General features: G+C 38.5%; 24 protein-coding genes. 19 read left to right on the forward strand and 5 right to left on the reverse strand.

Translation table 11 applies throughout. From position 1 onward, the window contains the following. The first annotated feature begins 38 nt into the window (after nt 1-38). The 4 genes from Q4597_RS12135 to Q4597_RS12150 all read left to right on the forward strand — a co-directional run bounded on the left by Q4597_RS12135 (nt 39) and on the right by Q4597_RS12150 (nt 3,870). Entirely contained in the window at nt 39-1,103 is a 1,065-nt protein-coding gene (locus Q4597_RS12135) for an acyloxyacyl hydrolase (RefSeq protein WP_303406412.1), read from the forward strand. A gap of 13 nt (nt 1,104-1,116) precedes the next feature. Continuing rightward, a complete protein-coding gene (locus Q4597_RS12140; protein WP_303406413.1) occupies nt 1,117-1,935 on the forward strand; it encodes a head GIN domain-containing protein in 819 nt (272 codons plus the stop codon). 85 nt (nt 1,936-2,020) lie between these two features. Beyond that, nucleotides 2,021-3,292 carry a serine hydrolase gene (locus Q4597_RS12145; protein WP_303406414.1) on the forward strand — a complete coding sequence of 424 codons (1,272 nt, stop codon included), beginning with the start codon at nt 2,021-2,023 and terminating at the stop codon, nt 3,290-3,292. A gap of 110 nt (nt 3,293-3,402) precedes the next feature. Then, nucleotides 3,403-3,870, forward strand: coding sequence for a hypothetical protein (locus Q4597_RS12150; protein ID WP_215911826.1), 468 nt, complete (start codon nt 3,403-3,405; stop codon nt 3,868-3,870). A 56-nt stretch (nt 3,871-3,926) separates the two neighbouring features. Here Q4597_RS12150 and gldA read toward each other — a convergent pair whose 3' ends face one another. Then, nucleotides 3,927-4,823, reverse strand: a complete 897-nt coding sequence (gene gldA, locus Q4597_RS12155; RefSeq protein WP_215911825.1) for a gliding motility-associated ABC transporter ATP-binding subunit GldA — start codon at nt 4,821-4,823, stop codon at nt 3,927-3,929. Between the two features lie 431 nt (nt 4,824-5,254). Between gldA and Q4597_RS12160 the strand changes: the two genes are divergently transcribed. The 4 genes from Q4597_RS12160 to Q4597_RS12175 are packed head-to-tail and all read left to right on the forward strand — an operon-like array spanning nt 5,255 to nt 9,190. After that, nucleotides 5,255-6,082 carry a prephenate dehydratase gene (locus tag Q4597_RS12160; RefSeq protein WP_215441198.1) on the forward strand — a complete coding sequence of 276 codons (828 nt, stop codon included), beginning with the start codon at nt 5,255-5,257 and terminating at the stop codon, nt 6,080-6,082. After that, on the forward strand, nt 6,079-7,224 hold the full coding sequence (locus Q4597_RS12165) for a pyridoxal phosphate-dependent aminotransferase (RefSeq protein WP_303406415.1): 1,146 nt from the start codon (nt 6,079-6,081) through the stop codon (nt 7,222-7,224). Before Q4597_RS12160 ends, Q4597_RS12165 begins: the two co-directional genes overlap by 4 nt. Before the next feature lie 23 nt (nt 7,225-7,247). Beyond that, complete coding sequence (locus Q4597_RS12170; RefSeq protein WP_303406416.1) at nt 7,248-8,108, forward strand: prephenate dehydrogenase; 861 nt, start codon at nt 7,248-7,250, stop codon at nt 8,106-8,108. Next, complete coding sequence (locus tag Q4597_RS12175; protein WP_215441204.1) at nt 8,108-9,190, forward strand: bifunctional 3-deoxy-7-phosphoheptulonate synthase/chorismate mutase type II; 1,083 nt, start codon at nt 8,108-8,110, stop codon at nt 9,188-9,190. Before Q4597_RS12170 ends, Q4597_RS12175 begins: the two co-directional genes overlap by 1 nt. A gap of 60 nt (nt 9,191-9,250) precedes the next feature. Here Q4597_RS12175 and Q4597_RS12180 read toward each other — a convergent pair whose 3' ends face one another. Further along, entirely contained in the window at nt 9,251-9,694 is a 444-nt protein-coding gene (locus tag Q4597_RS12180; RefSeq protein ID WP_289063422.1) for a hypothetical protein, read from the reverse strand. 175 nt (nt 9,695-9,869) lie between these two features. Between Q4597_RS12180 and rsgA the strand changes: the two genes are divergently transcribed. From rsgA to Q4597_RS12225, 9 genes are all read left to right on the forward strand, one after another. Then, on the forward strand, nt 9,870-10,823 hold the full coding sequence (gene rsgA / locus Q4597_RS12185; protein WP_215441206.1) for a ribosome small subunit-dependent GTPase A: 954 nt from the start codon (nt 9,870-9,872) through the stop codon (nt 10,821-10,823). Between the two features lie 35 nt (nt 10,824-10,858). After that, nucleotides 10,859-11,311, forward strand: a complete 453-nt coding sequence (gene dtd, locus Q4597_RS12190) for a D-aminoacyl-tRNA deacylase (RefSeq protein ID WP_303406417.1) — start codon at nt 10,859-10,861, stop codon at nt 11,309-11,311. A gap of 79 nt (nt 11,312-11,390) precedes the next feature. Continuing rightward, nucleotides 11,391-13,301 (forward strand): DUF3857 domain-containing protein, encoded by a 1,911-nt coding sequence (locus Q4597_RS12195; protein WP_303406418.1) that lies wholly within the window; start codon nt 11,391-11,393, stop codon nt 13,299-13,301. Nucleotides 13,302-13,330: 29 nt separating this feature from the next. Beyond that, the gene (locus tag Q4597_RS12200; RefSeq protein WP_303406419.1) at nt 13,331-15,391 is read left to right on the forward strand and encodes a DUF3857 domain-containing protein; all 2,061 of its coding nucleotides are present in this window, start codon (nt 13,331-13,333) and stop codon (nt 15,389-15,391) included. Continuing rightward, nucleotides 15,357-15,683, forward strand: a complete 327-nt coding sequence (locus Q4597_RS12205) for a nucleotide pyrophosphohydrolase (protein WP_215441214.1) — start codon at nt 15,357-15,359, stop codon at nt 15,681-15,683. The genes Q4597_RS12200 and Q4597_RS12205 overlap by 35 nt, the downstream gene beginning before the upstream one ends. Nucleotides 15,684-15,786: 103 nt before the next feature. Beyond that, nucleotides 15,787-17,016, forward strand: a complete 1,230-nt coding sequence (locus Q4597_RS12210; RefSeq protein WP_303406420.1) for a 3-phosphoshikimate 1-carboxyvinyltransferase — start codon at nt 15,787-15,789, stop codon at nt 17,014-17,016. Between the two features lie 171 nt (nt 17,017-17,187). Beyond that, on the forward strand, nt 17,188-18,237 hold the full coding sequence (gene queA / locus Q4597_RS12215) for a tRNA preQ1(34) S-adenosylmethionine ribosyltransferase-isomerase QueA (RefSeq protein WP_215441218.1): 1,050 nt from the start codon (nt 17,188-17,190) through the stop codon (nt 18,235-18,237). Nucleotides 18,238-18,322: 85 nt separating this feature from the next. Further along, nucleotides 18,323-19,363, forward strand: a complete 1,041-nt coding sequence (rlmN, locus tag Q4597_RS12220) for a 23S rRNA (adenine(2503)-C(2))-methyltransferase RlmN (RefSeq protein ID WP_303406421.1) — start codon at nt 18,323-18,325, stop codon at nt 19,361-19,363. 178 nt (nt 19,364-19,541) lie between these two features. Further along, nucleotides 19,542-20,519: a polyprenyl synthetase family protein gene (locus Q4597_RS12225; RefSeq protein WP_303406422.1), complete on the forward strand. Its 978-nt coding sequence runs from the start codon at nt 19,542-19,544 to the stop codon at nt 20,517-20,519. Nucleotides 20,520-20,581: 62 nt separating this feature from the next. Here the strand turns inward: Q4597_RS12225 and Q4597_RS12230 are convergent, their stop codons facing one another. Continuing rightward, on the reverse strand, nt 20,582-21,190 hold the full coding sequence (locus Q4597_RS12230; RefSeq protein ID WP_303406423.1) for an SIMPL domain-containing protein: 609 nt from the start codon (nt 21,188-21,190) through the stop codon (nt 20,582-20,584). A gap of 56 nt (nt 21,191-21,246) precedes the next feature. Continuing rightward, nucleotides 21,247-21,672, reverse strand: coding sequence for a hypothetical protein (locus tag Q4597_RS12235; RefSeq protein ID WP_289063357.1), 426 nt, complete (start codon nt 21,670-21,672; stop codon nt 21,247-21,249). A 224-nt stretch (nt 21,673-21,896) separates the two neighbouring features. Here Q4597_RS12235 and Q4597_RS12240 point away from each other — a divergent pair, with 224 nt between their 5' ends. Together Q4597_RS12240 and dnaG are read left to right on the forward strand one after the other, a co-directional pair. Continuing rightward, entirely contained in the window at nt 21,897-23,168 is a 1,272-nt protein-coding gene (locus Q4597_RS12240; RefSeq protein ID WP_303406424.1) for a sorbosone dehydrogenase family protein, read from the forward strand. 66 nt (nt 23,169-23,234) lie between these two features. Continuing rightward, nucleotides 23,235-25,214: a DNA primase gene (dnaG, locus tag Q4597_RS12245; RefSeq protein ID WP_303406425.1), complete on the forward strand. Its 1,980-nt coding sequence runs from the start codon at nt 23,235-23,237 to the stop codon at nt 25,212-25,214. Between the two features lie 86 nt (nt 25,215-25,300). Here the strand turns inward: dnaG and Q4597_RS12250 are convergent, their stop codons facing one another. Then, the gene (locus Q4597_RS12250) at nt 25,301-25,930 is read right to left on the reverse strand and encodes a response regulator transcription factor (RefSeq protein WP_215441227.1); all 630 of its coding nucleotides are present in this window, start codon (nt 25,928-25,930) and stop codon (nt 25,301-25,303) included. Between the last annotated feature and the right edge of the window lie 127 nt (nt 25,931-26,057).

Consider the following 26,057-nt stretch of genomic DNA (forward strand, 5'->3'; position numbering starts at 1 on the left):
TGCGCTCCATGAACCCAAGGGTGTTTTTATTTTTTCTAATGTGTGTAGGGACTTGTTTTTCGCAGGAGACCCGCAGCGTACACAGCTACACATTTGATGCGAACCAATTTTATGGTTCCATTATTTTGCACAATCCGGATATTTCGCATTTGATTACGAACCATCCTGCAGGAGTTATTTTGGCCTATAACCGAAAAACTTACGGCCTGGAAGATTGGCAGCAGGGCTACAATTATCCGGATTTGGGAGGTTCCTTTATCTACCAAAATACGAACAGTTCTACACTAGGAGAGGCCTATGGCCTATATGCCCATTTTAATTTTTACTTCTTAAAACGTAACCTTCAATTTCGTGTGGCTCAAGGTTTGGCCTATATGACCAACCCTTATGACCGGGAAACCAATTTTAGGAACAATGCCTATGGAACCAGAATACTGAGTTCTAACTATCTTATGCTTAATTATCACAAGGAAAACTTGTACAAAGGTTTAGGTTTTAAGGCGGGGTTTTCTATCATGCATTATTCCAATGCCAACGTTAAGGCTCCTAATACCTCTACTAATACCTTTGCCTTTAATGTGGGGTTGACGTATACGCTAGAAGGTGAGGAAACCCAATATATTCGGCGTGAAAAGAAAAAAGTTACGGAGCCTATCCGGTGTAATTTAATATTTAGAACGGGAGTGAACGAGAGTGATAATATTGGTCACGGCCAATTTCCGTTTTATATTTTTTCCGGTTATGCAGATAAGCGTTTAGGTCGTAAAAGTGCTCTACAATTAGGGACAGATGTGTTTTTTAGCAACTTTTTAAAAGAACTGATACGGTACCAATCCATAGCATTTCCTGAAAATAATATTGCTGCAGATACTGATTTTAAACGGGTAGGTGTTTTTGTGGGGCATGAACTCTTTATCAATAAACTATCTATAGGAACCCAGTTAGGGTACTACGTGTATTATCCTTTTGATTTTGAAGGAAAGGTCTATAATAGGTTTAGTTTAAAGCGCTATTTTGGCGAGAAGGTTTTTGGGGTTGTAAGCCTTAAATCTCACGGTGCGGCGGCGGAGGCAGTAGAGTTTGGTATTGGCGTTCGTTTATAAAGAAACACGGAGTATGGTAAAAGAATTAAAAAATAAGGGAACCAAAATCACATGTTTAGACAATAGTGGGGTTTTGCCGATGTCTTATTTTTTTGGAATTCTTTTTTGTCTGGTAGTATTGGTGTCGTGCAATGGAGAAAATGCATCGGATTGTTTTCAGAGTACAGGTGATATCGTTCGCGAAGAAGTAACGGTGTCCGATTTTACTAAAATCACGGTATATGAAAATGTAACCTTGGTTTTAAAGCAGGGTAATACCCATAAAGTAGAAATTGAAACCGGTAGTGTGCTAAGAAATGAGGTTACCGCAGAAGTCGTAGAAGGGCGTTTACTTTTGCGAGATACCAATGATTGTAATTATTTTAGGGATTACGGGGTTACCAAAATTTATGTAACCGCACCCAATATTACCGAAATACGAAGCAGTACGGGCTGGACCGTCTCTAGTGATGGTGTACTGGCCTTCCCACGATTAACGCTTTTGTCCGAAAGCTTTGCGGATCCGGAAGCTCAAACCACAGATGGAGATTTTGACCTGGAATTGGATGTGCAGACCTTAAGTGTGGTGGTGAACGGTATTGCTTACTTTAAATTGAAAGGTGCTACTAATAATTTGAATTTAACCATTGCCGCCGGAGATTCCCGTATTGAAGCTTCGGGCTTAGTTGCGCAAAACGTAACTATAAATCACAGGGGCTCCAATGATATGTTCGTAAACCCACAATTGTCCATCAAAGGAGTAATCCGTGGGGTGGGCAATGTCTTTAGTGCTAATCAACCCGCAGAGGTTGATGTGGAAGAGTTGTATAAAGGCCGATTGGTTTTTCAGTAATTCTGCATTTGAGTTAAAAGTTCTGTTGGTGAAATTGGTACGGGCACAGATGCAATCTGTAACTTTGCACTGACCAACATCTGATATGAATCCCATTCTAAAATATATTAAAAATGTATTCGCCAAAAAGCGTATTCTAGGAGATGCACCATCTTTGAATAATCTGGTTACGGCCGATATGCTACTCCAAAATTTGGTCAAGAACAATAAAGTTCCTGGGCTGGCAATTACCGTCTTAAAAGATGGGGAGCGTTTTTTTCAAAAAGGATATGGTTTTGCCGATATGGAAAAGGAAATTCCGGTAAACCCGCAGTCTTCGGTATTTCGGATAGCAAGTGTCTCCAAGCCTATTGCTGCAACTGCTTTGGCTCATTTGGTTGCAGAAGGAACTATTGATTTAGACGCTTCTTTTTACACTTATGTGCCCTATTATCCAAAGAAAAAATATGACTTTACCATTAGGCAATTGGCTGGTCATACGGCCGGTATTAGAGGATATCGCGGTATTGAATATGGATTGAATCAACCTTATTCCATTAAGGAAAGTATTGAGATCTTTAAAGATGATGAACTCCTTTTTGAACCGGGAACGGATTACCTCTATAACAGTTTTGATTGGGTGTTGATTTCTTTGGCAATGCAGGAAGCCAGTGGGATACCTTTTGAGGAATATGTAGCACAGAAAGTGTTGCAGCCCTTAGAGATGAACCATACGTTTTGGCCTGATTTAGATTTGACTCAGCTAAATAAAGACCAATCCAACGCTGAATTGGGTACAGCCCAACCAGGTAAAAATGAATCTGCTCCGGAGCTTATAGAGGAGTCAGGTCAAATACAGTTTGGGTTTGAAGAACCCGAGGAATCAATTCCTGTGGCTCAGTCAGATTTGGAAGAGGACAAAGAAATATCCTCACGAACTCAGTCAAGATCAAACAATGTGGTAAAATTCTATTCCAAAAACAGATTGGGATTTAGGGAGGCCATTCCGGTAGACAACTTTTATAAACTGGCCGGCGGTGGTTTTCTGTCTACTGCTGAGGATATTGCCAGATTTGGTCAAGCCTATCTGGATGAAGAAGTATTGACTCCTAATCTTGAAGCCGAATTTCTTACAGCGCAAACGGTCAACAATGGTTCAACCTATTACGGTCTGGGTTGGCAAGTAAGCGAAGATGCTAAAGGAAGACCTTTCTATGGGCATGTTGGCAATGGCGTAGGCGGTTATTCCAACTTCTTTGTGTATCCGGAAGAGCAAATGGTGTTTTCCATCTTAACCAATTGCACGGACCCTAAAATCCAACCTGAGTTGGATGCAATTATAGATAAGTTGATTACTTCCAATAATGTAGTTTCATAGTATTTTTTTCGATTTTAATTCAAACGCATAAAAAATTAATACATCCCGTTTTCTGAGCGTTAGATTGTTGTTATCTAGACTTTAATGACCTAGCTTTATAAAAAAAAGCTATGAAAAATTTAAAATTAATGGTTTTAACCTTTGGGTTAGGTCTTTTAACTCTGACGATGACCGCTCAGGAAATTACTTCTTTTTCGGGCATGTGGGGCCCAGAATTTTATCAAGATAAAAACAAGCTGACTTGGAAAGAGATTGATAAGATTATGTCGGAAAGTCAAGTTGCTCAGTTAAACTGGGGAAAATCGAAAAAACAAATGGTAGGGGGTATGATTGCCGGAGCAGCTAACTTTGGAACTGCTATTTGGTTTTTGGTCAATGAGAATGACCATAAACCTGTTACGGGGCCTGCAATAGCCTTTGCGGGAACGGGAATAATAGGGTCAATTTTCTTTCATCATGCCATGAAAAACAAAAAGGAAGCAATTTTGAACTATAATGAAAGTGTAGGTAATGGAACTTCGTTCAGGATGGTGCCTGCTGTTAATGAAAACGGAGTTGGGCTAGCTCTGAAATTTTAAAAAAGTCTCACAAAAAAAAATCCGGAAGTCAATTATTGATTTCCGGATTTTTGTTTTCAGGAAGAAGTAAGCTCAGTAAACAAACTCTCCAGGTTTTTGTTTTTACGGCTTAATTGCAATGTTTTAAGCTCATTGTCATGAGCAAAGTCAAAAACGGCCGGGCGCATGTCTTTTGAGGTATTAAAAGTAATTTCATAAACAAAACCGCCCGTATTCTTTACGTGTGTTACATTGGGTAATTTGTTCAGGAAAGCCTCTTCAACCCTATAATCAAACTCTACTTCAATAATTTGTTCCTCTGCATCACGTAGTTCGCTCAGTTTTTTATCGGCTACAAGAACCCCTTTGTTAATTACGAGCACTCGGTCACAGACGGCCTCAACCTCCTTCATGATATGGGTAGAGAGCAATATGGTTTTTTCTTTTCCAATTTCTTTAATGAGTTTCCGTATCTCCAGTAATTGGTTTGGGTCAAGTCCCGTAGTGGGCTCGTCCAAAATAAGTACTTCGGGGTCGTGCAACAGGGCAGCGGCCAGTCCCACACGTTGGCGGTATCCTTTGGAAAGTTGGCTTATTTTTTTGTGGGCTTCTGGTGTAAGTCCGGTTTGTTCTATGACTTGGGCTATTCTAGACTTGCCCGTTTTGTACACATCGGCATTAAAGGCAAGGTATTCTTTAACGTACATGTCCAAATATAAAGGGTTGTGTTCCGGCAGGTAACCAATACTTTGCTGAACACTTTTTTTATCGTCTTTAACATCGTATGAATTAACTTTTGCCTCACCTTCATCGGAAGTGTAATAGGTAGTCAATATCTTCATCATGGTTGATTTTCCGGCACCGTTAGGACCTAAAAAACCGACTATCTCTCCTTTTTTCAACTCAAAACTAACATTATTCAATGCTTTTTGACTTCCAAAGTTTTTGGTGATATTACTAACGCTTATAGACATGGTGGAGTGTAGTATGTAATATTAGAATGTTGCTTAATACCGTAGGCTGTTATGTAAAACGATATTGTTACTTCAAAAATAAGCAATAAAGTAATATTGTATTTTCTTTATAACAATATCTAAACTGTAGAATTCAAAAAAACATCAATGTCTGACTGCGAGATAACTATAAAATCGAAAAAAATGAGCGCTATCGGTTTTATTTTTAAATAAAATTATTACTTTAGCCCAAGTTTAAGTGTGTTATGACAAAGCAATTCTTTTTTAACGGTTTTTATTTTTACTTCTTTTTTAAGAGAGGTATGGGACTGTTGTAAGATATTGCATGATATAAACAAATTAGAGTCCCGTTATAAACGGGACTTTTTTTGTTCAATACCTATTGAAAATTTCAGGATAAAGTTTGTCAGCACAAGGAAGAAAAGTCAATTATGAAGCTAAAAGTAGCTATTCAAGGAATCAAGGGATCTAACCACCATCAGGTGTCTCGGGAGTATTTTGATGATAATGTGGATTTGGTAGAATGTATGTCATTTGATTTCTTGGTAGATCAGTTACTGCAAAAAAAAGCCGATGTTGGGGTAATGGCAATTGAGAACTCTATTGCGGGTTCGATCATACCCAATTATGCACTTGTGTACCACAAAAACCTGCATATTGTTGGGGAACATTATTTAAACATCAGCCATAATTTGATGGTGCTAAAAGGGCAAAAAATTTCGGATATAGAAGAGGTAAGGTCACATCCCATGGCTTTACTGCAATGCAAGGAGTTTTTTGGCGATCATCCGCATATAAAAATGGTGGAAGATGTAGATACGGCGGAAACGGCAAAGCGTATTCAAGACCAACAGTTAAAGCATATTGCGGCAATTGCTCCTGAGGTAGCGGCCGGTTTATACGATTTGGACATCGTAGCAGACAACATACAGACCATACAAAACAATGCAACCCGTTTTATTATTGTAAAGACAAAAAATAAAGAGCTTCCAAAAGGCGAAATCAATAAGGCCTCGGTACGTTTTGTAACGGACCACAAACGCGGAAGTCTTGCGGCTGTGCTTAATGTTATGAGTGATTGTAGGTTGAATCTAACAAAAATACAATCATTGCCCATAATAGAGACACCATGGAAATATGCCTTTTTTGTGGATGTAACTTTTAACGATTATAACAATTTTGATAAGGCAAAATCACTGTTGAACATCATGTCGGAAGACTTTAAGGTGTTGGGTGAATATAAAAATGCGAGAATATGATACGTACGGCCAATCGTTTACATACAGTTGAGGAATATTACTTCTCAAAGAAGCTAAGGGAGGTTCGTGGTTTGATGGCCGAAGGAAGACCAATTATCAATATGGGTATTGGTAGTCCGGATTTGGCACCTTCGGAAGCTATAATAAAAAGCATTCAAGAGGCCGTTTTGGACGGTGGTGCGCATCAGTACCAGAGCTACCAAGGTTTGCCGGAATTGCGTGAGGCAGTAGCCGATTTTTATAGCTTAAAATTTGGTGTTACAGCAGATGCAGCTACTGAAATTTTGCCTCTAATGGGGTCAAAAGAGGGTATTATGCACATAAGCATGGCCTTTTTAAATGAAGGTGATATTGCATTGATCCCCAACCCTGGGTATCCAACCTATACATCAGTTACAAAATTGGTAGGGGCAGAAGCAAAATATTACAATCTAACGGCCGAAGGCGGATGGTTTCCTGATTTGGAGGAATTACAGGAGCATGATTTGAGCAAGGTAAAAATTATGTGGACGAGTTATCCTCATATGCCAACAGGGGCAACGGCCACAAAGGCACAGTTTGAGAAGCTGGTAGCTTTTGCCAAAAAGAATGATATTCTTTTGGTAAACGATAACCCATATAGCTTTGTCCTTAACCATTCGCCTTCTAGTATTTTGGCTATAGACGGAGCCAAGGATGTTGCTTTGGAACTGAATTCGTTGAGCAAGACTTTTAATATGGCCGGTTGGCGCGTAGGCATGGTCTTGGGAAGTGCAGAGCATATTAATGCGGTACTAAAAGTGAAAAGTAATATGGATTCCGGTATGTTCTACGGAATTCAAAAAGGCGCCATTGAAGCCCTAAAAAGTGGGCAAGAGTGGTTTGATAAGTTGAATGAAGTATACACTTCAAGAAGGGCATTAATGTATCAATTAGCGGATAAGTTGAACTGTACGTATGATACAAAGGCCGTGGGCATGTTCCTTTGGGCAAAATTGCCGGAAGGAAGCAAGTCTGCAGAAGAATTTATAGACGAGGTGTTGTATGATAAGAATCTCTTTATAACACCTGGAACTATTTTCGGAAGCAATGGTGAAGGGTATATACGTTTCTCTTTATGTGTTACGGAAGATAAAATTAAAGAAGCAATTAGTCGGTTTTAAACGGACAAATTAGAGTTTATAAAATGAATGTTTTTATAGTAGGTGTTGGGTTAATAGGAGGTTCCTTTGCAAAGGATATTAAACGTCTACGTCCAGAATGTAAAATTTACGGAATAGATACCAACGAATCGCATTTGAGCGAGGCCTTAAGTTTGGGCTTCATAGATGTAGCCTCTAGTTATGCAGACTTGGCAATTGCGGATATGGTGATTGTTACTATTCCAGTAGGAGTAATGGTTACGGAGCTTCCAAAGATATTGGATGCAGTTAATGATGATTGTGTGGTTTTTGATGGCGGATCAACCAAAAGTTTAATTTGTAAAACATTGGATGCGCACCCAAAGCGAAGAAACTATTTGGCGGCACATCCCATTGCAGGTACTGAGTTTTCGGGCCCGTCTGCGGCAATAGAAAATTTGTATGCAGGAAAGACCAACATTATATGTGAAGTTGAAAAAACGGCATTTAAGCTTCAGGAAAGGGCTTTAGAGCTTTTTCAAGAAATAGGAATGCGGATTCGGTATATGAATCCAGAGGCGCATGACAAACACATTGCTTACGTGTCGCATTTGTCACATATCAGCGCTTTTATGTTGGGAAAGACGGTAATCGATAAAGAGAAAAATGAACGTGATATTTTTGACATGGCGGGGAGTGGTTTTGAGAGTACCGTAAGGCTGGCAAAGAGTTCTCCGGCCATGTGGACGCCCATTTTTGAACAGAACAAAGAGAATGTGGTCGAAACTTTGACCGAATATATACAGAACCTTCAGGAGTTTAAACAACTTCTGGAAAAAGGAGATTACACGGGAATTTTTAACGAAATGAACGACACTAATAAAATAAAGGAAATTTTAAACGGAATACCACTAAACAAGAAGTAATGGAGAATTCAAAAGAAATGAGAACATGGTTGGATGATATGGGTTTAGACCATCCACTAGTAATAGCAGGGCCATGTAGTGCTGAAACCGAAGAACAAGTGTTGCGTATTGCTCACGAGTTAAAAGATACCGATGTAAATTACTACCGCGCGGGTATCTGGAAACCAAGAACACGACCAGGAAACTTTGAAGGTGTTGGCGCACTTGGTTTAAAGTGGTTACAAAAAGTTAAGGCGGAAACAGGATTGAAAACAGCCACAGAGGTAGCCAATCGTGCACACGTAGAATTGGCACTTGAACATGATGTAGATCTATTGTGGATCGGAGCACGTTCAACGGTTAGCCCTTTTATCATGCAAGAATTGGCAGATGCCTTGGAAGGTACGGATAAGATTGTACTGGTTAAAAACCCGGTAAACCCGGATTTGGCCTTGTGGTTAGGTGGTATTGAGCGTTTGCATACCGCTGGAATCAGAAAATTGGGAGCTATCCATAGAGGTTTCTCTACCTATGAAAAAACAAAATATAGAAACATTCCTGAATGGCAATTGGCTATTGAGTTCCAGAACAAGTTTCCAGATTTGCCATTGATCAGCGATCCATCTCACATTACAGGTAAGCGAGATATGATTTTTGATGTATCTCAAACGGCACTTGATCTAAATTTTGATGGTTTAATGATCGAAACACATTTTGATCCGGACAATGCTTGGAGTGATGCTGCACAGCAAGTAACGCCAGCTAAATTGGTGCAGATCATGAAAGATTTGAAAATCAGAAAAGAATCGGATAGTGAAGCGGAGTACAATGCTAAATTAAGCAACTTAAGAGCGCAGATAGATATTCTTGACAATCAGTTGATAGATACTATGGGCAAGCGTATGAAAGTTTCTGATGGTATTGGAGAACTTAAGAAAGAGAAGAACGTAGCGGTATTACAGTCTAACCGTTGGAACCAAATCTTAGGAGCTATGATCTTAGAGGGTGAAGCTCGTGGTTTAAGCGAAGAATTCGTTCTTAAAATGTTCAAGGCCATTCACCAAGAGTCTATCAATCATCAAGAGAAGATTGTAAACGGATAATGCAGATTATATTGCATGTATAAAAAAACGGCTTGTTGAAAAACAAGCCGTTTTTTGTTTTTAATCTCTTTTGAAAACATATCGTGTAATGAAAATTCCTTGAGAATCGCTATCGCCGGCATCGGCCTCTACACCACTGGTCACGAAAATAAGTTCCCAGCCTTCTTTTAACATATCCGTAAGTTTTGATGAGATAACGGCATCGTTGGCAGCTATATTCTGAAAACGGATACCGGCAATATTATAAAAGTTAAGGAGCTTGGTTTCTTCAAAATTCTTTACTCTAATATTACCTCTTTTAGATTTATTACGGGTATTGTCTTCTTCGGTCTGCTCAGAAGTGAATTCTTCGAAATCCTTATCCTCTTGCGCATCAATAATTCTGGACCTGCCCAATCCACTAGGAACAATGGATTCAACACTGGTAATTATTTTTATCTCCTGCGCGTTAACGTTAAAAGTTGTGGCAATCAAAATAAGGGCTATTACTGCTATTTTTTTCATCATATAAATTTTAAGTTATGCTAATAAGGACAACAGGAACTCATAAAAGGTTGCATTAAAGAGAAGTAAATTAGGAATGGGTCAAGTAATTTTTTGCGGCAATATCCTTTAAGACAGCCTGTTTTACACGGATAGTATGAAGTAAAGTTGTTTCTTTGTAGTGAAATTGAGAATAATGAAGGGAACTGTATATAAATCTACCGGAAGTTGGTATACCGTAAAGACACCAGAGGGTGAGTTTTACGAATGCCGTATTAAAGGTAAATTTAGAATTCAGGGGATAAAAAGTACGAACCCTATTGCCGTTGGGGACCAAGTAGCGTTCAAAATAGAAAAGCTAGGGGATGATACCGTAGGTACCATTCACGGTATTGAAGATCGTAAGAACTACATTATTCGGAAATCCGTAAACCTTTCAAAACAAACCCATATTATAGCGGCCAATTTAGATCAGGTTTTCTTATTGGTCACCTTAAACAATCCTACTACCTATACCATTTTTATTGATCGTTTTCTGGCAACAGCAGAAGCCTATGATATTCCTGCTATTTTACTTTTTAATAAGGTAGATAGTTATTCTATTGAAGAATTGGCAGAGATTAAATACCTGGCTGAACTTTATAGGAATGTAGGGTATACGTGTATTGGAATTTCAGCAAAGTCCGGTAAAAATGTGGATAAGGTAAAAGAAATGATGGTGGGTAAGACCAGCATGTTCGCAGGTCATTCCGGTGCAGGCAAGTCAACCTTGGTAAACGCATTGGAGCCAAAGCTGGATTTAAAAACTACGGAAATCTCGGGTCAGCATCTTCAGGGCCAACATACCACTACTTTTGCGGAAATGTTTGATTTGGATTTTGGTGCTCGCATCATAGATACTCCAGGCATCAAGGGCTTTGGGATTGTAGATATGGAAAAAGAGGAAATTGGGGATTATTTTCCTGAATTCTTTGAATTGAAAGGGGAGTGTAAATTCAACAATTGTCTTCATCTAGACGAACCCAAATGTGCCGTAAAAGAGGCACTGGAGGCAGAAGAGGTAGCATGGAGCCGCTATCGTAGCTATGTGCAAATGGTAACGGGAGAAGAAGAGAATTACAGGGTAGATATCCATGACGTAAAAAAATAGCGTCACTAGGAATATCAAATATTATATTAAGAGCAATGCGAGCTATTATTCAGAGAGTTTCTAGGGCCAGTGTAACGGTAGAGGGAAAAATAATTTCAGAAATACAGAATGGACTTTTAATCTTGTTGGGCATTGAAGATGCCGATGGACAAGAGGATATTGAATGGCTGTCCCGAAAAATTGTCAACCTTAGAATTTTTAATGATGCCAATGGTGTTATGAACGAATCGCTAAAGGAAGTAAACGGAGATGCTATTGTTGTCAGTCAGTTTACCTTACATGCCGCTATAAAAAAAGGTAATAGGCCGTCATATATAAAAGCTTCAAAACCGGATGTGGCCATTCCTCTTTATGAGAAGTTCATTGCGCAAATTGAACTGGATCTAGGCAAAAAGGTTGGTACCGGTATTTTTGGCGCCGATATGAAAGTGGATTTGCTAAACGATGGCCCGGTTACTATTGCCATAGATACGAAGAGCAAGGAATAGGTTCTCTTTATCGAATTTTTTCTTCAATTTGTAAGAAAAATATGTGTTTTGTTCTGAATTCTCACGACAATCACAGGCAATGCGACTTTCTCTAATAACATTTTTATTTTTTACGAGCATTATTTCTACAGCTCAAGAATTAAATTACAATGCCCTCTTATTAAAAAAAGAACTTACGGAGAACGCAAATGCAGTAGTCCGTTTAGATCAAGTTGAGATTGAGCTTCTTTCACAGCAAAAGATGACGGTTAAAACTAAGCAGGTAATTACTGTGTTAAATCGTCTTGGAGACCGCCATGCAAGAACCGGTATGGGGTATGACAGTGATAAAAAAATAAAGGATATTCAGGTTCGTGTCTATGATACCATGGGCAATGAAATAGAGAAAATTAAAAGGAAGGATTTTAAGGATGTTAACGCTGCTGACGGGTTTTCGTTATATAATGATTATCGCCATTTATATTATGATTATACCCCTGTCAATTACCCGTATACCCTAGTTTTTGAAAGTGAATACGAGACACCGGATACGGGCACGATTCCATCATGGTTTTTCTTAAATGGCTTTTTGGTAAGTGTGGAAAAAAGTCGCTATAGCATAACCTATGCAAATGCGAATTTGAAGCCAACTATCATAGAGAAAAACTTAGAAAACATTGATTTTGATATAGAGGAAACAAACAACTCAATTACCTATACTGCAAATAGTATTAAAGCTATAAAACGGGAAAGCATGAGTCCCTCTTTTAAGAAAATCTGTCCCAGGTTAATGACCCGGATAAAGAATTTTCATTATAAAGGATTTGATGCTTCTGTAGATAGCTGGAAAGATTTAGGTACTTGGGTAGATGAAAAATTGTTGTCCGGCAGAGATGAATTAAGTCCGCAAACTGTTGCAAAGGCCAAGTCATTGGTGGATGGCGTTCAAGATGATTTGGAAAAGGCGAAAATCATCTATAAATACGTTCAGGACAATACCAGATACATTAGTGTGCAAATAGGAATAGGGGGGCTTCAGCCTATAGCGGCTGTTGAGGTAGACCGCGTAAAGTATGGAGATTGCAAGGGGCTTTCAAACTATACCAAAGCATTGTTAAAAGAAGTAGGGGTTACCTCTTATTATGCAGTGGTCCAAGCTGGAGGTGATAAGGTAGATTTTGAAGATGATTTTGCTGATTTGGCGCAGGGCAATCATGTCATTCTTGCCATACCGTATAATGATAGGTACTATTGGGTAGACTGCACATCCCAGATTCTTCCATTTGGTTATGTTGGCAGTTTTACGGACGATAGAAAAGTAATGATCGTAAAACCAGAAGGTGGTGAAATTGTTACTACAACAGCCTACCTTAATGAGAACAATTATCAATCTATTACATCATCATATGAGCTAAAACCTAATGGCAGCATTGTTGGAGAAACGAATCTCATGACCAAAGGAAGTAGATACAATAGTCATTTTAGGTTAGAGGAAGAAACCGAAGAAGAAATTGTAAAAAAGATTAAAAGCAGATGGAGTTCCATAAACAACCTAACCGTTGCCAACTATAACTTTGATAATAATAAAAAAGAAGTTGTCTTTAATGAAAATGTTTCTTTGAGCGCATCTAACTATGCTTCTTTAAGTGGAAATAGAATTTTGTTTACGGCCAATGCCTTTAATAACCGTAATGTTGTCCCGGACCGTTACCGCAATAGAAAGCTGCCATTTGAAATTCAACGTGGGTACCTAGATGAGGATAATTCGGTTATCACGCTTCCTGAAGGATACGTGGTAGAGGCGCTGCCTAGTGCTAAGAAAATCGAAAATGAATTTGGCGTATACACTGTAGATTTTGATTATAACGAAGCGGAGAATACCGTGAGTTACAAACGAAGTTTTTTCCTGAAAAAAGGATTTTATCCCAAAGAAAAATATAATGCGTATCGCGACTTTAGAAAAGAAGTTGCCAGCACGGACAATGCGCAGATTGTACTTCTAAAGAAATAAACAGCCACTTTTTACATAAAACCAATAACATGATGCAAATTAGAATAACCTTGCTAATGGTTCTTTTGACCATAGTATTTACGGCAAATGCCCAGAGTTATAAATTCGGAAAAGTTTCCGAGGCAGAATTAAGAGAAACCTTTAACCCCAGTGATTCCTCAGCAGCAGCTACGGTTTTATATAGAAGTAAGAATGTTAGGTTCAATTATGCTCAGGGAGCTGGTTTTACTATTATTACCGATGTTTTTGAACGTATAAAAATATATAATAAAGCGGGATTTGACTATGCTACTATTTCACAAATGTTGTATAAAAGTGATAGTAATGCGGAGTCTATTTCTGGGCTAAAGGCATGTACTTACAGTTTAATGAACGGTAAGGTTGAAAAGAGTAAAATGGAAAAATCTGCTGTATTTACTACTGAATTGAACAAGTATAGGAATGAAGAAAAATTTACTCTTCCGAATATAAAGGAAGGTTCTGTTATAGAATTTCAGTATAAAATCATTTCCCCTTTTTACTACTCTATAGACGAAATAGTATTGCAATATGATATTCCCATAAAAAAACAAGAAATAACCATTGCTACTCCGGAGTATTTCAATTTTAAGACAAGTATGAAAGGGTATTTGGCCGTAACACCCAAGTACACGGCAAAATCAGGAAATATAAATTTAACAAGTAAAAATAGAACTACTGGTGGTGGGTTTGATGTGACATCTACAAAATATTCAAATCAAAATATTGATTTTAAGATTAATACTACAGACTACATTATGACCAATGTGCCAGCCTTAAAAGAAGAGCCGTTCGTAAACGATATGGACAATTACAGAAGTTCTGTAGATTATGAATTGCAGTATATTCAGTTTCCACATCAGATGATGGAAAATTATGCAACCACATGGGAAGCTGTAATCAAAAAAATATATGAGAGCGAAGGGTTTGGAGTGCAATTAAAAGCCAACAGGTATTTTAAGGACGACCTTGAAGCTATAAAAAGTAAAGCTTCCTCTCCGATTGAGTTATTGGCCGGTATATTTTTTCACGTTCAAAACCACATGAATTGGAACAATATATACGGTTATCATGTAGACAAAGGTGTAAAAACGGCTTATAAAGAGAGAACGGGCAATGTTGGGGATATCAACCTTATACTTACGGCTATGCTTCAGGAGGCAGGTCTAGATGCTAGTCCAGTGTTAGTAAGTACCAGGAGTCATGGTGTGCCAATGTTTCCAACTAGGGAAGGTTTTAATTATGTAATTGCTTCGGTAGAGATAGATGGTGAAATGGTGTTGCTAGATGCTACTAACAAATACACTAGGCCAAACCTTTTACCAACAAGGACATTAAATTGGTTTGGTAAGAAAATAGAAAAAGACGGGTCTTCGGTTTCCATAAATCTTTTTCCTAAACAACTTTCTGAAGATAATATACAAATGAGCGTTAAGCTCAACGATAATGGAAGCCTTAGTGGAAAATTAAGACAGACCAACCGTTATTACAATGCTTATTTGTTCAGAAATAAATATGCAAATAGTAATGAAGAAGATTATTTGGAAAAGTTGGAGAACCGTAACAGTGGCATGGAGATTTCAAACTATGAAATCAAGAATAAAATGAATATAAACAAACCTGTTCAAGAGAGCTATGAGTTTGTTTTGGACAGGCAGGCAGATGTAATTGGCGATAAAATTTATTTTTCACCTTTGTTTCATCTGGTAGAGGCCGAGAACCCTTTTAAACTGGATGAGAGAAAATATCCCGTAGATTTTACATTTCCTAAGCGAAGTAAATATTTGGTGAGCATTTCTATTCCGGAGAATTATGAAGTTATCTCCAAGCCTGAAGATATGGCCATTGGCCTCATTGATGGTATAGGTACATTTCAGTACAAGATTATGGGTAGCGGGCAGAAATTGCAGCTTGTGGCCGACTTAAAGTTGAACCAACCGATAATAGGGGCGGAACACTATTCCTATTTAAAAGAATTCTTCAAAAACTTAGTTGAAAAACAAACAGAAAAAGTAGTTTTATCAAAAATTACTTCCAATGGAACTACAGAAAGCACAGGAAAGGGTAGATAAATGGATTAAGGAGCACGGGGTGCGTTATTTTAATGAGCTTACGAACATGGCACAGCTTACGGAAGAGGTTGGTGAAGTAGCGCGTATTATAGCCCGCAGGTACGGTGAGCAAAGTGAAAAAGAATCAGATAAGAACAAAGACCTGGGAGAAGAACTGGCAGATGTGCTTTTTGTAACCCTTTGTTTGGCCAACCAGACCGGTGTAGATCTACAGACGGCTTTTGACAAAAAACTCGATTTAAAAACAAAACGAGATCATGACCGTCATCACAACAATGAAAAGCTCAAATAGTATTATCTTTGGCAACTTAAATTGTGCTCCATAACAGGTGGGGCTGCGGAATGGTTTAAAAACAAACCTGTTCCGTTTAAGAACCTTATAAAGAGAATTACTTTTGAAACTACATTTATCCGCGCCGTCCAATACCTTATTAAAAAATAGCATCCAGATTACGGGCTCAAAGAGTGAGTCTAATCGGTCATTATTGCTACAAGCTTTATACCCGAACCTTAGTATTGAAAACCTTTCCAATTCAGATGATGCGGAGGTGATGCAAAAAGGGCTTAAAATTGAGAATGGAGTAGTGGATATTCACCATGCCGGTACCGCAATGCGTTTCTTAACGGGATATTTTGCTTCTCAAGAGGGAAAAGAAGTAACGCTTACTGGATCACAGCGTATGACCGAAAGGCCGGTAAAGGTTTTGGTGGAGGCGCTCCAGAGTTTAGGCGCGGAAATAGAATACGTGAAAGATGAGGGATATCCGCCAATTAAAATAAAGGGTAAAAAGCTGGTTGAAAGCAAAGTGAGTCTTCCTGCGAATATCAGTAGTCAATATATTTCTTCTTTATTATTGATTGCTCCTAGCCTTAAAAACGGTTTGGAATTGGAGCTGGTAGGAAAAATAACTTCGGTTCCTTATATAAAAATGACTTTGGCCCTGTTGTCACAGATTGGGGTAGAAAATTCTTTTGAGGGCAATACCATAAAAGTTGCGCCAAAGGCTAGTGTAGAGAATGTAAACTTGGTAGTGGAGTCGGACTGGAGTTCTGCATCCTACTACTACAGTATTGTTGCCCTTTCTGATGTGGGAAGCGAAATTACCTTATCGGCATATAAGAACAATAGCTTGCAAGGAGATAGTGTACTTCAAGAATTGTATACTGAGTTTGGTGTGGAAACCCATTTTGAAGGAAACAATGTAGTGCTACGTAAGGTTGAAAATCCTGCTGAGAAGAAAGCTCAATTTGATTTGAGCAATGCTCCGGATATAGCACAGACCATTGCCGTTACTTGTTTTGGTCTGAAAATGGAATGTCATCTAACAGGACTACATACCCTTAAAATCAAAGAAACCGATCGTTTGGAAGCATTGCATACGGAGCTTTCTAAATTGGGGGCGAATATAGCGGTTACCGATAAAGAATTAACTCTAGGTTTATCCGAAGCATTCAATACAGAGGTTGCAATTGATACCTATAATGATCACAGAATGGCCATGGCATTTGCTCCTTTAGCACTAAAAGTACCTTTGTACATAAACGATGCTGGTGTAGTTTCTAAATCCTACCCTGATTTTTGGAATGACCTTGAGAAATTGGGTTTTGTGTCTAAAGATATTTAGTTAGCTGGTAATTAGTAATTTGCGAGTTTGTTTTGCTGTTTGTGCTGTAAATTTCCCTGTTAAAGACAGATGATAAACAGGTAAGAACCAATATAATCTGCGTTTTACTTGACAACCCCTATCTGCACATCGTATATTTGCAACCGCAAAACTTTTAACAAAATTTCATAGATGAAACTATCGCACTTCAATTTTGAATTACCAGATAATCTATTGGCCGAGTATCCTGCTGAAAATAGGGATGAGTCTAAATTAATGGTCATTCACCGTGAAACCGGAAAAATAGAACATAAAATGTTCAAAGACCTTATCAATTATTTTGATGAAGGCGATGTAATGGTTTTGAACAATACCAAAGTTTTTCCAGCCCGTTTATACGGTAACAAAGAAAAAACAGGTGCAAGAATTGAAGTATTCTTATTACGTGAACTGAATGAAGAACAACGCCTTTGGGATGTTTTGGTTGATCCAGCACGTAAAATACGTATTGGTAACAAATTGTACTTTGGAGAAGATGAAACATTAGTAGCGGAAGTTATTGATAACACTACTTCAAGAGGTAGAACGTTACGTTTTCTTTACGATGGTTCGTATATAGACTTTAGAAGAAAACTTCGTGATTTGGGTCAAACTCCTTTGCCTAAATACATTAAAAGAGATGTAGAGCCGGAAGATGAAGAGCGTTACCAGACCATCTATGCCAAGCATGAAGGAGCTGTGGCTGCACCAACCGCAGGTCTTCATTTCTCAAAGCACTTGTTGAAGAGATTGGAAATTAAAGGTGTTGACTTTGCCGAAGTTACCCTTCACGTAGGTTTGGGTACTTTTAACCCGGTTGAGGTTGAGGATTTATCCAAACACAAAATGGATAGTGAAGAGCTGGTAATTGACGAAAGGGCTACTGAGGTAGTGAACAATGCCAAGAAGAACAAAAAACGTATTTGCGCTGTTGGTACAACGGTAATGCGTGGCCTTGAAAGTGCTGTTTCTTCCGAGCATACTTTAAATACTTTTGATGGATGGACGAACAAGTTTATCTTCCCTCCATACGATTTCAGTATAGCCAACTGTATGGTAACGAATTTTCACTTGCCAAAATCTACGTTGTTGATGATGGTATCTGCCTTTATTGGGCATGATTTAATGAAAAAAGCGTACAAAGAAGCCATTTTAGAGCAGTACAAGTTCTATTCGTATGGTGATGCAATGCTAATAATCTAGTTTTACCCAAAAGGTAAAAACATAAATTTAAAGCCCTTCTTTATATTTTATTGAAAGTATAGAAGGGCTTTTTAGTTTTTAGAACGTGAAGACACAAAAAAAGGACATACGGGCACTTACTAAGGAGCAGTTACGAGACTTCTTTGTTACTAATGGAGATAAGGCTTTTAGAGGTAACCAAGTGTATGAATGGCTATGGCAAAAGGCAGCACATTCTTTTGAGGGAATGACCAATATCTCAAAAGAAACAAGAGATATGCTAGAGGCTAATTTTGTGATCAATCACATTAAGGTAGATCAAATGCAGCGCAGTAGTGATGGCACTATAAAAAATGCCGTTCGCTTGCATGATGATCTAGTGGTAGAATCGGTTCTTATTCCAACTAAAACACGAACTACGGCATGTGTTTCCAGTCAGGTGGGTTGTAGCTTGGATTGTAGGTTCTGTGCTACTTCTCGCTTAAAACGTATGCGTAATCTAAACCCTGATGAAATATATGATCAGGTAGTGGCCATAGATAATGAGAGTAGATTGTATTTTGATAAACCTTTGAGCAATATTGTTTTTATGGGCATGGGCGAGCCGCTTATGAACTATAACAATGTGCTAAAAGCTATTGATAAGATTACATCTCCGGAGGGTTTGGGTATGTCTCCCAAGCGCATTACGGTTTCTACATCTGGTGTGCCCAAGATGATACGTAAAATGGCCGATGATAAGGTAAAGTTTAAACTTGCCGTTTCCCTGCATTCAGCAGTAGATGAAATACGTACTTCAATAATGCCTTTTAACGCAACCTTTACTTTAGAAGACCTTAGGGAGGCGTTGGAATATTGGTATGCAAAAACAAAGAGCAGAATTACCTATGAGTATGTGGTTTGGCAGGGTATTAACGATACCCAGAAGGATGTAGATGCTTTGGTGAACTTCTGTAAATTTGCACCTTCTAAAGTTAATCTTATTGAGTATAACCCCATAGATGATGGTGAGTTTCAACAAGCGGCCAATAGCGCAATAGAAATGTATGTGGCAACTTTGGAACGTAATGGCATTGTGGTTACGGTTAGAAGATCTAGGGGCAAGGATATTGATGCGGCATGTGGTCAGTTGGCCAATAAACAATAGGACGCACAAGATATTTGCTTTTTTATTGGTCTTATGTGATAGGTGTTTTCTTCCCTGAAATTCCTTAAAAGAATTATCTTTTATACTTTTTACGAATAGTGGTTGAAGCATACAGGGTACTCGCTTGTTTTTTCCTAAATTTATACGCTAAAGCAAGTAGCGAACAAAACACAGGTTTTTGAAAATAGTATCGCAGATAAAGGAGCCGGTAAATCACGAAATGGAACTTTTCGAGGAAAAGTTTCGTGAGGCAATGTCCTCAAAAGTGGCGTTACTTAATCGTATTACTTACTACATCGTAAATCGTAAGGGAAAACAAATGCGGCCTATGTTCGTATTTCTTACGGCCAAAATGCTAAACAACGGAGAGGTAAACGAACGGACCTACCGTGGCGCTTCCGTTATAGAGTTAATTCATACCGCTACATTGGTACATGATGATGTGGTGGATGAAAGTAACAAGCGTAGGGGTTTTTTCTCCATAAATGCCCTATGGAAAAATAAGATTGCAGTGCTAGTTGGTGATTATCTATTGTCTAAGGGGCTGTTATTATCAATTGACAACGAAGATTTTGACCTTCTGAAAATCATATCCGTTGCCGTACGTGAGATGAGCGAAGGAGAATTGCTGCAAATTGAAAAGGCACGTAGACTGGATATTACAGAAGACGTCTATTATAACATCATCAAGCAAAAAACGGCAACCTTAATAGCGGCCTGCTGTAGTTTGGGAGCATGTTCTGTTCAGCCGGAATCCCCAAGTGTAGAGACTTTTAGAAGGTTTGGGGAGTTGTGTGGCATGGCTTTTCAAATTAAAGATGACCTTTTTGATTATGGCGAGGATAAAATAGGAAAGCCTACCGGAATTGACATTAAAGAGCAAAAAATGACCTTGCCACTGATTCATACGCTAAATACCTGCTCAAAAGCGGATAAAAAATGGCTTATCAATTCGGTAAAAAACCATAATAAGGACAAAAAGCGCGTAAAAGAGGTAATTGCTTTTGTTCGCAATAATGGAGGCTTGGACTACGCTGTTCAAAAAATGCTTTATTTCAAAGAAGAGGCATTAAAAATACTAGCCACATATCCAGAATCTGCCTATAGGGATTCTCTAGAGTTAATGGTAAACTATGTAGTAGACCGAAAAAAATAATCCTCCGTAAAAGAGCCTTTTTTGACTGCTTTACGAAGGACTGTTTTTAAGAACAAGTTATTTTATAATAACTCAAAGGAAACGGATAAGTAATAGTTTCTTTTCTGCTCAGCATTTCCATAGTACATAGATTCGGCTATTTTTTTTACGTTCGTGTCGTTAATGTAAATGGCTTTTCCAATTTTCCTCCCAATTTTTTTAGCAATGGCAGTGGCTTTGATCTTAGCGTCATCAAAAGCTAATTTGGCATATTCGGCCATTTGAGCTTCACTAAGTTCGGCTTCTAAGTTGGTGTCCGAACGCGTAACACCAATAGCTTTCACACTAAGGAACTTCTGCATTTCCTCTAAAGATTTAGTTTTAAATTCATATACGGTACCTTCCTTCTCATATCCTAGAAGCGCATAATAAAGAGGAGCTTCTACAAGCTGAGATGTATCTATATTGGCCTTTTTAAGTTTCTCCATATATCCTGTCTTAACTTCATCAAGACTCATGGTCTGAGCATCATAGTATACGTTGTTAAGGCTAACAATCATTTTACTTGAGTATTCAGGTGTTATACTGTACTCATGTGAGCCATTTACATTAATGTTGTTTTGAAAAGTGCTCTGTGCGAAAGTCATAACTGTACAAGCTAGTAGTGCAATACCTGTTATTAATTTTTTCATGATATTATTTTTAGATTTTTTCTGTTAAGTGATTAACGACTTTTATAGGTGGAAACTTATACTGCCGAGTATAAAAATGAAGCAACGATCATCCAGCTGCCAACAACTATGCCCAGAATACCCAATTTTCCTTGTTTCGGGGCAATTTTGGCACGTAATTCTTCGGCTCGTACACGTGCGGCCTGGCTGTTGGACAAGAGCAATTTGTTTATTAGGCCTGATCCCAACATAAAGCCTAAAGCGGCAGATACCAGATTGCCGGCTAAAAACGTGGCCCACCAAATAGGGGAGGTGCTTAACCACCCTAAATTAAGAACGGCTGTGATAAGGCCCCAAACACCCCAGAAACAGAATATAATTCCGATCCATCCTTGGTAAGGCTCAATTTTTTCTAAAAGTTCTCCCGCATTCGGTTTTTTTGATAGCAATAAAGATGGTACGGCTACAATACTTAATAATACTAATGCAATTCCCCAGATCATAATTTTGTTTTTAGGTTTGTAATAGGGTTAAAAATATATAGGACAAAGTTGCGGCTATATGAGTTGCGAAGTTTCACTTGTAGTAGTGAAAATACCATCCCTGAAAACAGGGATAAGCGAGATGTGGAGCTTTAAATTCGATAGCTATCGATTGAGCAATTACTAGGGTTGATAGTGTTCAGTTTTCTGAATTGTAAATTTTATTTTCAGGTAAAACTTACAATATGAGAAAAATACTTTTACTACTAATAGGTTGTGGGACGTTCCTATCTTGTAAAGAGACAGCTAAAATTTCGAAGGAAGAAAAAAAGGACTTGGCAGAAAGCGGAATCACTACGGTGCAGACAGCTATCGGTCCGCTAGAGTTGGTAGCGCCCTTTTCAACTGAATCGGTCACCAAGGAAAGCAAGGTTATCGGTTGGCCTGAAAATGTCAAACCAAAAGCACCGGAAGGTTTTTACGTCACCAAATTTGCAGATAGTTTAAAGCATCCCAGATGGACGTATATAGCACCTAATAACGATATATTCGTTGCGGAATCCAATACCAAGAACAGCGCTAATCAGATTACGTTGTTGAGAGATAAGGATCAAGACGGTGTAGTTGATGGTCACTATGTTTTTAAAGAGGGATTGAATCAGAATTTTGGAATGTTAGTAATAGGTGATTATTTCTATATAGCTAATACAGGCGGACTTTTCAGATATCCGTATAAGGCGGGACAGACTAAACTGGAAGGTGAAGGAGAGAAAATCGTAGAATTATCCGCCAGTGGGTATAACAACCACTGGACGCGTAACATCATAACCAATAAAGAAGGTAATAAGATTTACATTTCTGTTGGATCGGCAAGTAATGTAGGGGAACAAGGTATGGAAAAAGAAGAACGCCGTGCAACTATCTTAGAGGTGAATCTAGATGGTTCTGGAGAAATCACATACGCTAGCGGATTAAGGAATCCCGTAGGTATGGATTGGAACCCTGTAACCGGTGAACTATGGACAGCAGTAAATGAAAGGGATAAAATTGGGGATAATTTGGTTCCGGATTATGTGACCAGCGTCCAAAAAGGAGGATGGTATGGTTGGCCATATAGTTATTACGGTCAGATTAAGGATCCACGTTGGCAAGATGATCCACATGAAGAAATGGTGGGTAAGGCAATTATTCCGGATGTTCCCGTTGGTAGTCACACCGCTTCTCTAGGATTCACTTTTTACACGGCTGATCAGTTTCCGGAGAAGTATAAAAATGGTGCTTTTGTAGGGCAGCACGGCTCTTGGAACAGAGCTATCTTTTCTGGGTACAAAGTTTTGTTTGTGCCCTTCAAAGAAGGCAAGCCACAACAACCGGAAGATTTTCTAACCGGTTTTATTGCTGATGAAGAGGCTGGTGAGGTGTATGGACGACCTGTTTGTGTGGCGGTTGCGACCGATGGTGCTCTTTTAGTAAATGATGATGATAGTGGTGTCATTTGGAGAATTGAGGCCAAATAAAACAGAGCGGAATTTTATATGAAAAATAGTGTCTATCTTTAGACACTATTTTTATTTTCTACTGATTTGATATCAAAAACTACCATAGATAAAGTTTACGAATCCGCCCGACTAGAGGAGGTGATCGGCGATTTTGTCCAACTGAAAAAATCTGGCTCTAACTTTAAGGGGCTCAGTCCGTTTTCAGATGAGCGAACACCAAGTTTTATGGTGTCTCCGGTAAAACAGATATGGAAAGATTTTAGTAGTGGAAAAGGGGGTAATGTAGTGGCGTTTTTAATGGAACACGAACATTTTACCTATCCAGAGGCCATAAAATACCTTGCCAAAAAATACAACATTGAAGTAGAAGAGACAGAGCGTACGGATGAGCAAAAGCAAGAAGCCAATGAGCGCGAAAGCATGTACCTGGTCTCGGAATTTGCGCAAAAGCATTTTTCCCATATGTTGTGGGATACAGAATTAGGTAAAGCCATTGGTCTTAGTTACTTTAAGGAAAGGGGATTTACCGAGGAGACCATAAAAAAATTCAATCTAGGCTATTGTTTGGATCAATGGGACGGTTTTACAAAAGCTGCATTTGATGAAGGGTATAAATTAAAGTACTTGGAGCAAACGGGACTGACCATTGTAAAACAGGATGCACAAAACCCCAACAGCCCAAAAACTTTTGATCGCTTTAAAGGAAGGGTAATGTTCCCTATACATTCCATGAGCGGTAGGGTCTTAGGTTTTGGAGGTAGAATTTTAGGTAATGATAAAAAGGCGGCAAAATATCTAAACTCGCCAGAGAGCGATATTTATCATAAGAGCAAAGTGTTATATGGTATTTATCATGCTAAACAGGCTATTGCCAAAGAGGACAATTGCTATTTGGTTGAAGGCTATACGGATGTTATCCAGTTTTACCAACGTGGTATTCATAATGTGGTATCGTCAAGTGGAACGGCACTTACTCCAGAGCAAATACGTCTAATCAACAGGCTTACAAAAAATATAACAGTACTTTTTGATGGTGATGCAGCGGGCCTTAGGGCTTCTTTACGTGGTATTGATTTAATTTTGGAGCAGGGCATGAACGTAAAGGTCTGCACGTTTCCTGAAGGAGAAGACCCGGACAGTTTTTCTAAAAACAATGCCCTTGAGGATGTTCAACAGTATTTAGAAGAAAAATCGCAGGATTTTATACAATTTAAAGCGGGACTTTTGGCTCAAGAAGCGGCCAATGACCCTATAAAACGGGCGGATACGGTCAGGGATATTATTCAGAGTATTTCCAAAATACCGGACGCCATAAAGCGGGAAATTTACATTCAAGAATGTGCTAATATCATGAAGGTTTCCGAGGGCGTACTCTTTAGTACGTTGGCACAAATGGGCAAAAAGGGAGCTTCAGCAGATTCTAAAAATCAAAAACCGGAACAAAAAGCTTTTGATGTAGTCAAGAACGAGGCTCTGCAGGAGAAAGTAGACGTGCAGTATTTACTGGAACGCAAAATTATTGAACTGTTGCTGCTGTATGGGAATGAAAAAGAAGAGTTTGAGGATTTGGTGCTAAAAGAAAATGAATCTGGAGACCTGATACTGGAGCCTGAGTCGGTTGAAGCTAAGGTGTACGAAAAGATTTTCTTGGATCTACAGGATGATGAGATTGAATTGGCAAATGAACAATTCCGGCAGATTTACTATAAACTTATTGAGGCCTTAAACCAAGATTCCGATTTTACGATAAGTACATTTTTAAGCGGACTAGAGCAACAGTTGGTTTCTGAAGTGTCTTCTATTTTAATGGAAGAGGAAAAGTATACATTGCACAGTTGGGAAAGGAAAGATATTTATCCAAAGGAAAAGAAGGTAGGCGTGGCCCAATTGGTAAGTGAAACTATCCTGACCTTGCGGTGTTTTTTAATAAAAAAACGTATGACGGCCTTGCAAGACCATACTAAGGAAAGTCAACAAGATCACAGGGAAACGCTTGAAGAAATCATGAATTATCTTCAACTGAACAAATTGCTAAATAAAAAGTTGAATAGAGTATTCTCTTAAGAATACGTGGCGAAAGCTTGATTTTAGGGCATAAAAAAACCCTAACGAAATCATCAGGGTCTGTACACGTTACGAATGTTAACTTCTTAATAAAGTTCCAATGCTTTTGCCTGTTGCAAAAGATCTACCATGTTGTCTACGTTTAACTTTTTCATTAAACGAGCCTTGTAGGTACTCACTGTTTTTTCGTTTAAGTTCAAACCGATGGCTACATCTTTGTTACGCTTACCGCTAGCCAATAATTTAAGTACTTCAACCTCACGGGTAGAAAGTTTTCTAAAGAACCTTCTGGGTTTTTGGGTACCTTCATCAAATGCTAAACGTTGTGCAAGTTCATTTGTAATGAACATGTTGCCTTCGCTTACTTTTTTAACTGCTGTTATGATGTAGTCTATGTCTGAGGCTTTTGAAAGATATCCAAAGGCACCTGCGCGAATAGTACTTAGTGCATAAACGTCTTCAGATTGACCGCTATACATTAATACCTTTACACTCGGGTGTTCTTTTTTGATTTTTCGCAGCGTGGCAATCCCGTTAATTTCCGGAATGTCCATCTCCAGCATTACTACATCAGGATTTGATTTCTCCAACTTATCGAAGAGCTCAGAAGTAGTGGATACCGCACCCACTATTTCAAATCCATTAGCAGATTCAAGAACATTAGTCACACCCATTCTAATAATGGGATGGTTGTCTGCAATTAATACTTTAATCATGTTGATAGTTTTAACCTAGATTATAAACGTTCTTTCGCCCGTCTAAAATACTGACATGCAATGTAAGGTTTAAAAATCTAATTACTTAAACAAAATTGGTGTTTTTTTCATAAAATTAGCCTCTTTT

The sequence above is a fragment of the Zobellia sp. 1_MG-2023 genome (genome assembly GCF_030549125.1).
Classification (GTDB): Bacteria; Bacteroidota; Bacteroidia; order Flavobacteriales; family Flavobacteriaceae; genus Zobellia; species Zobellia russellii.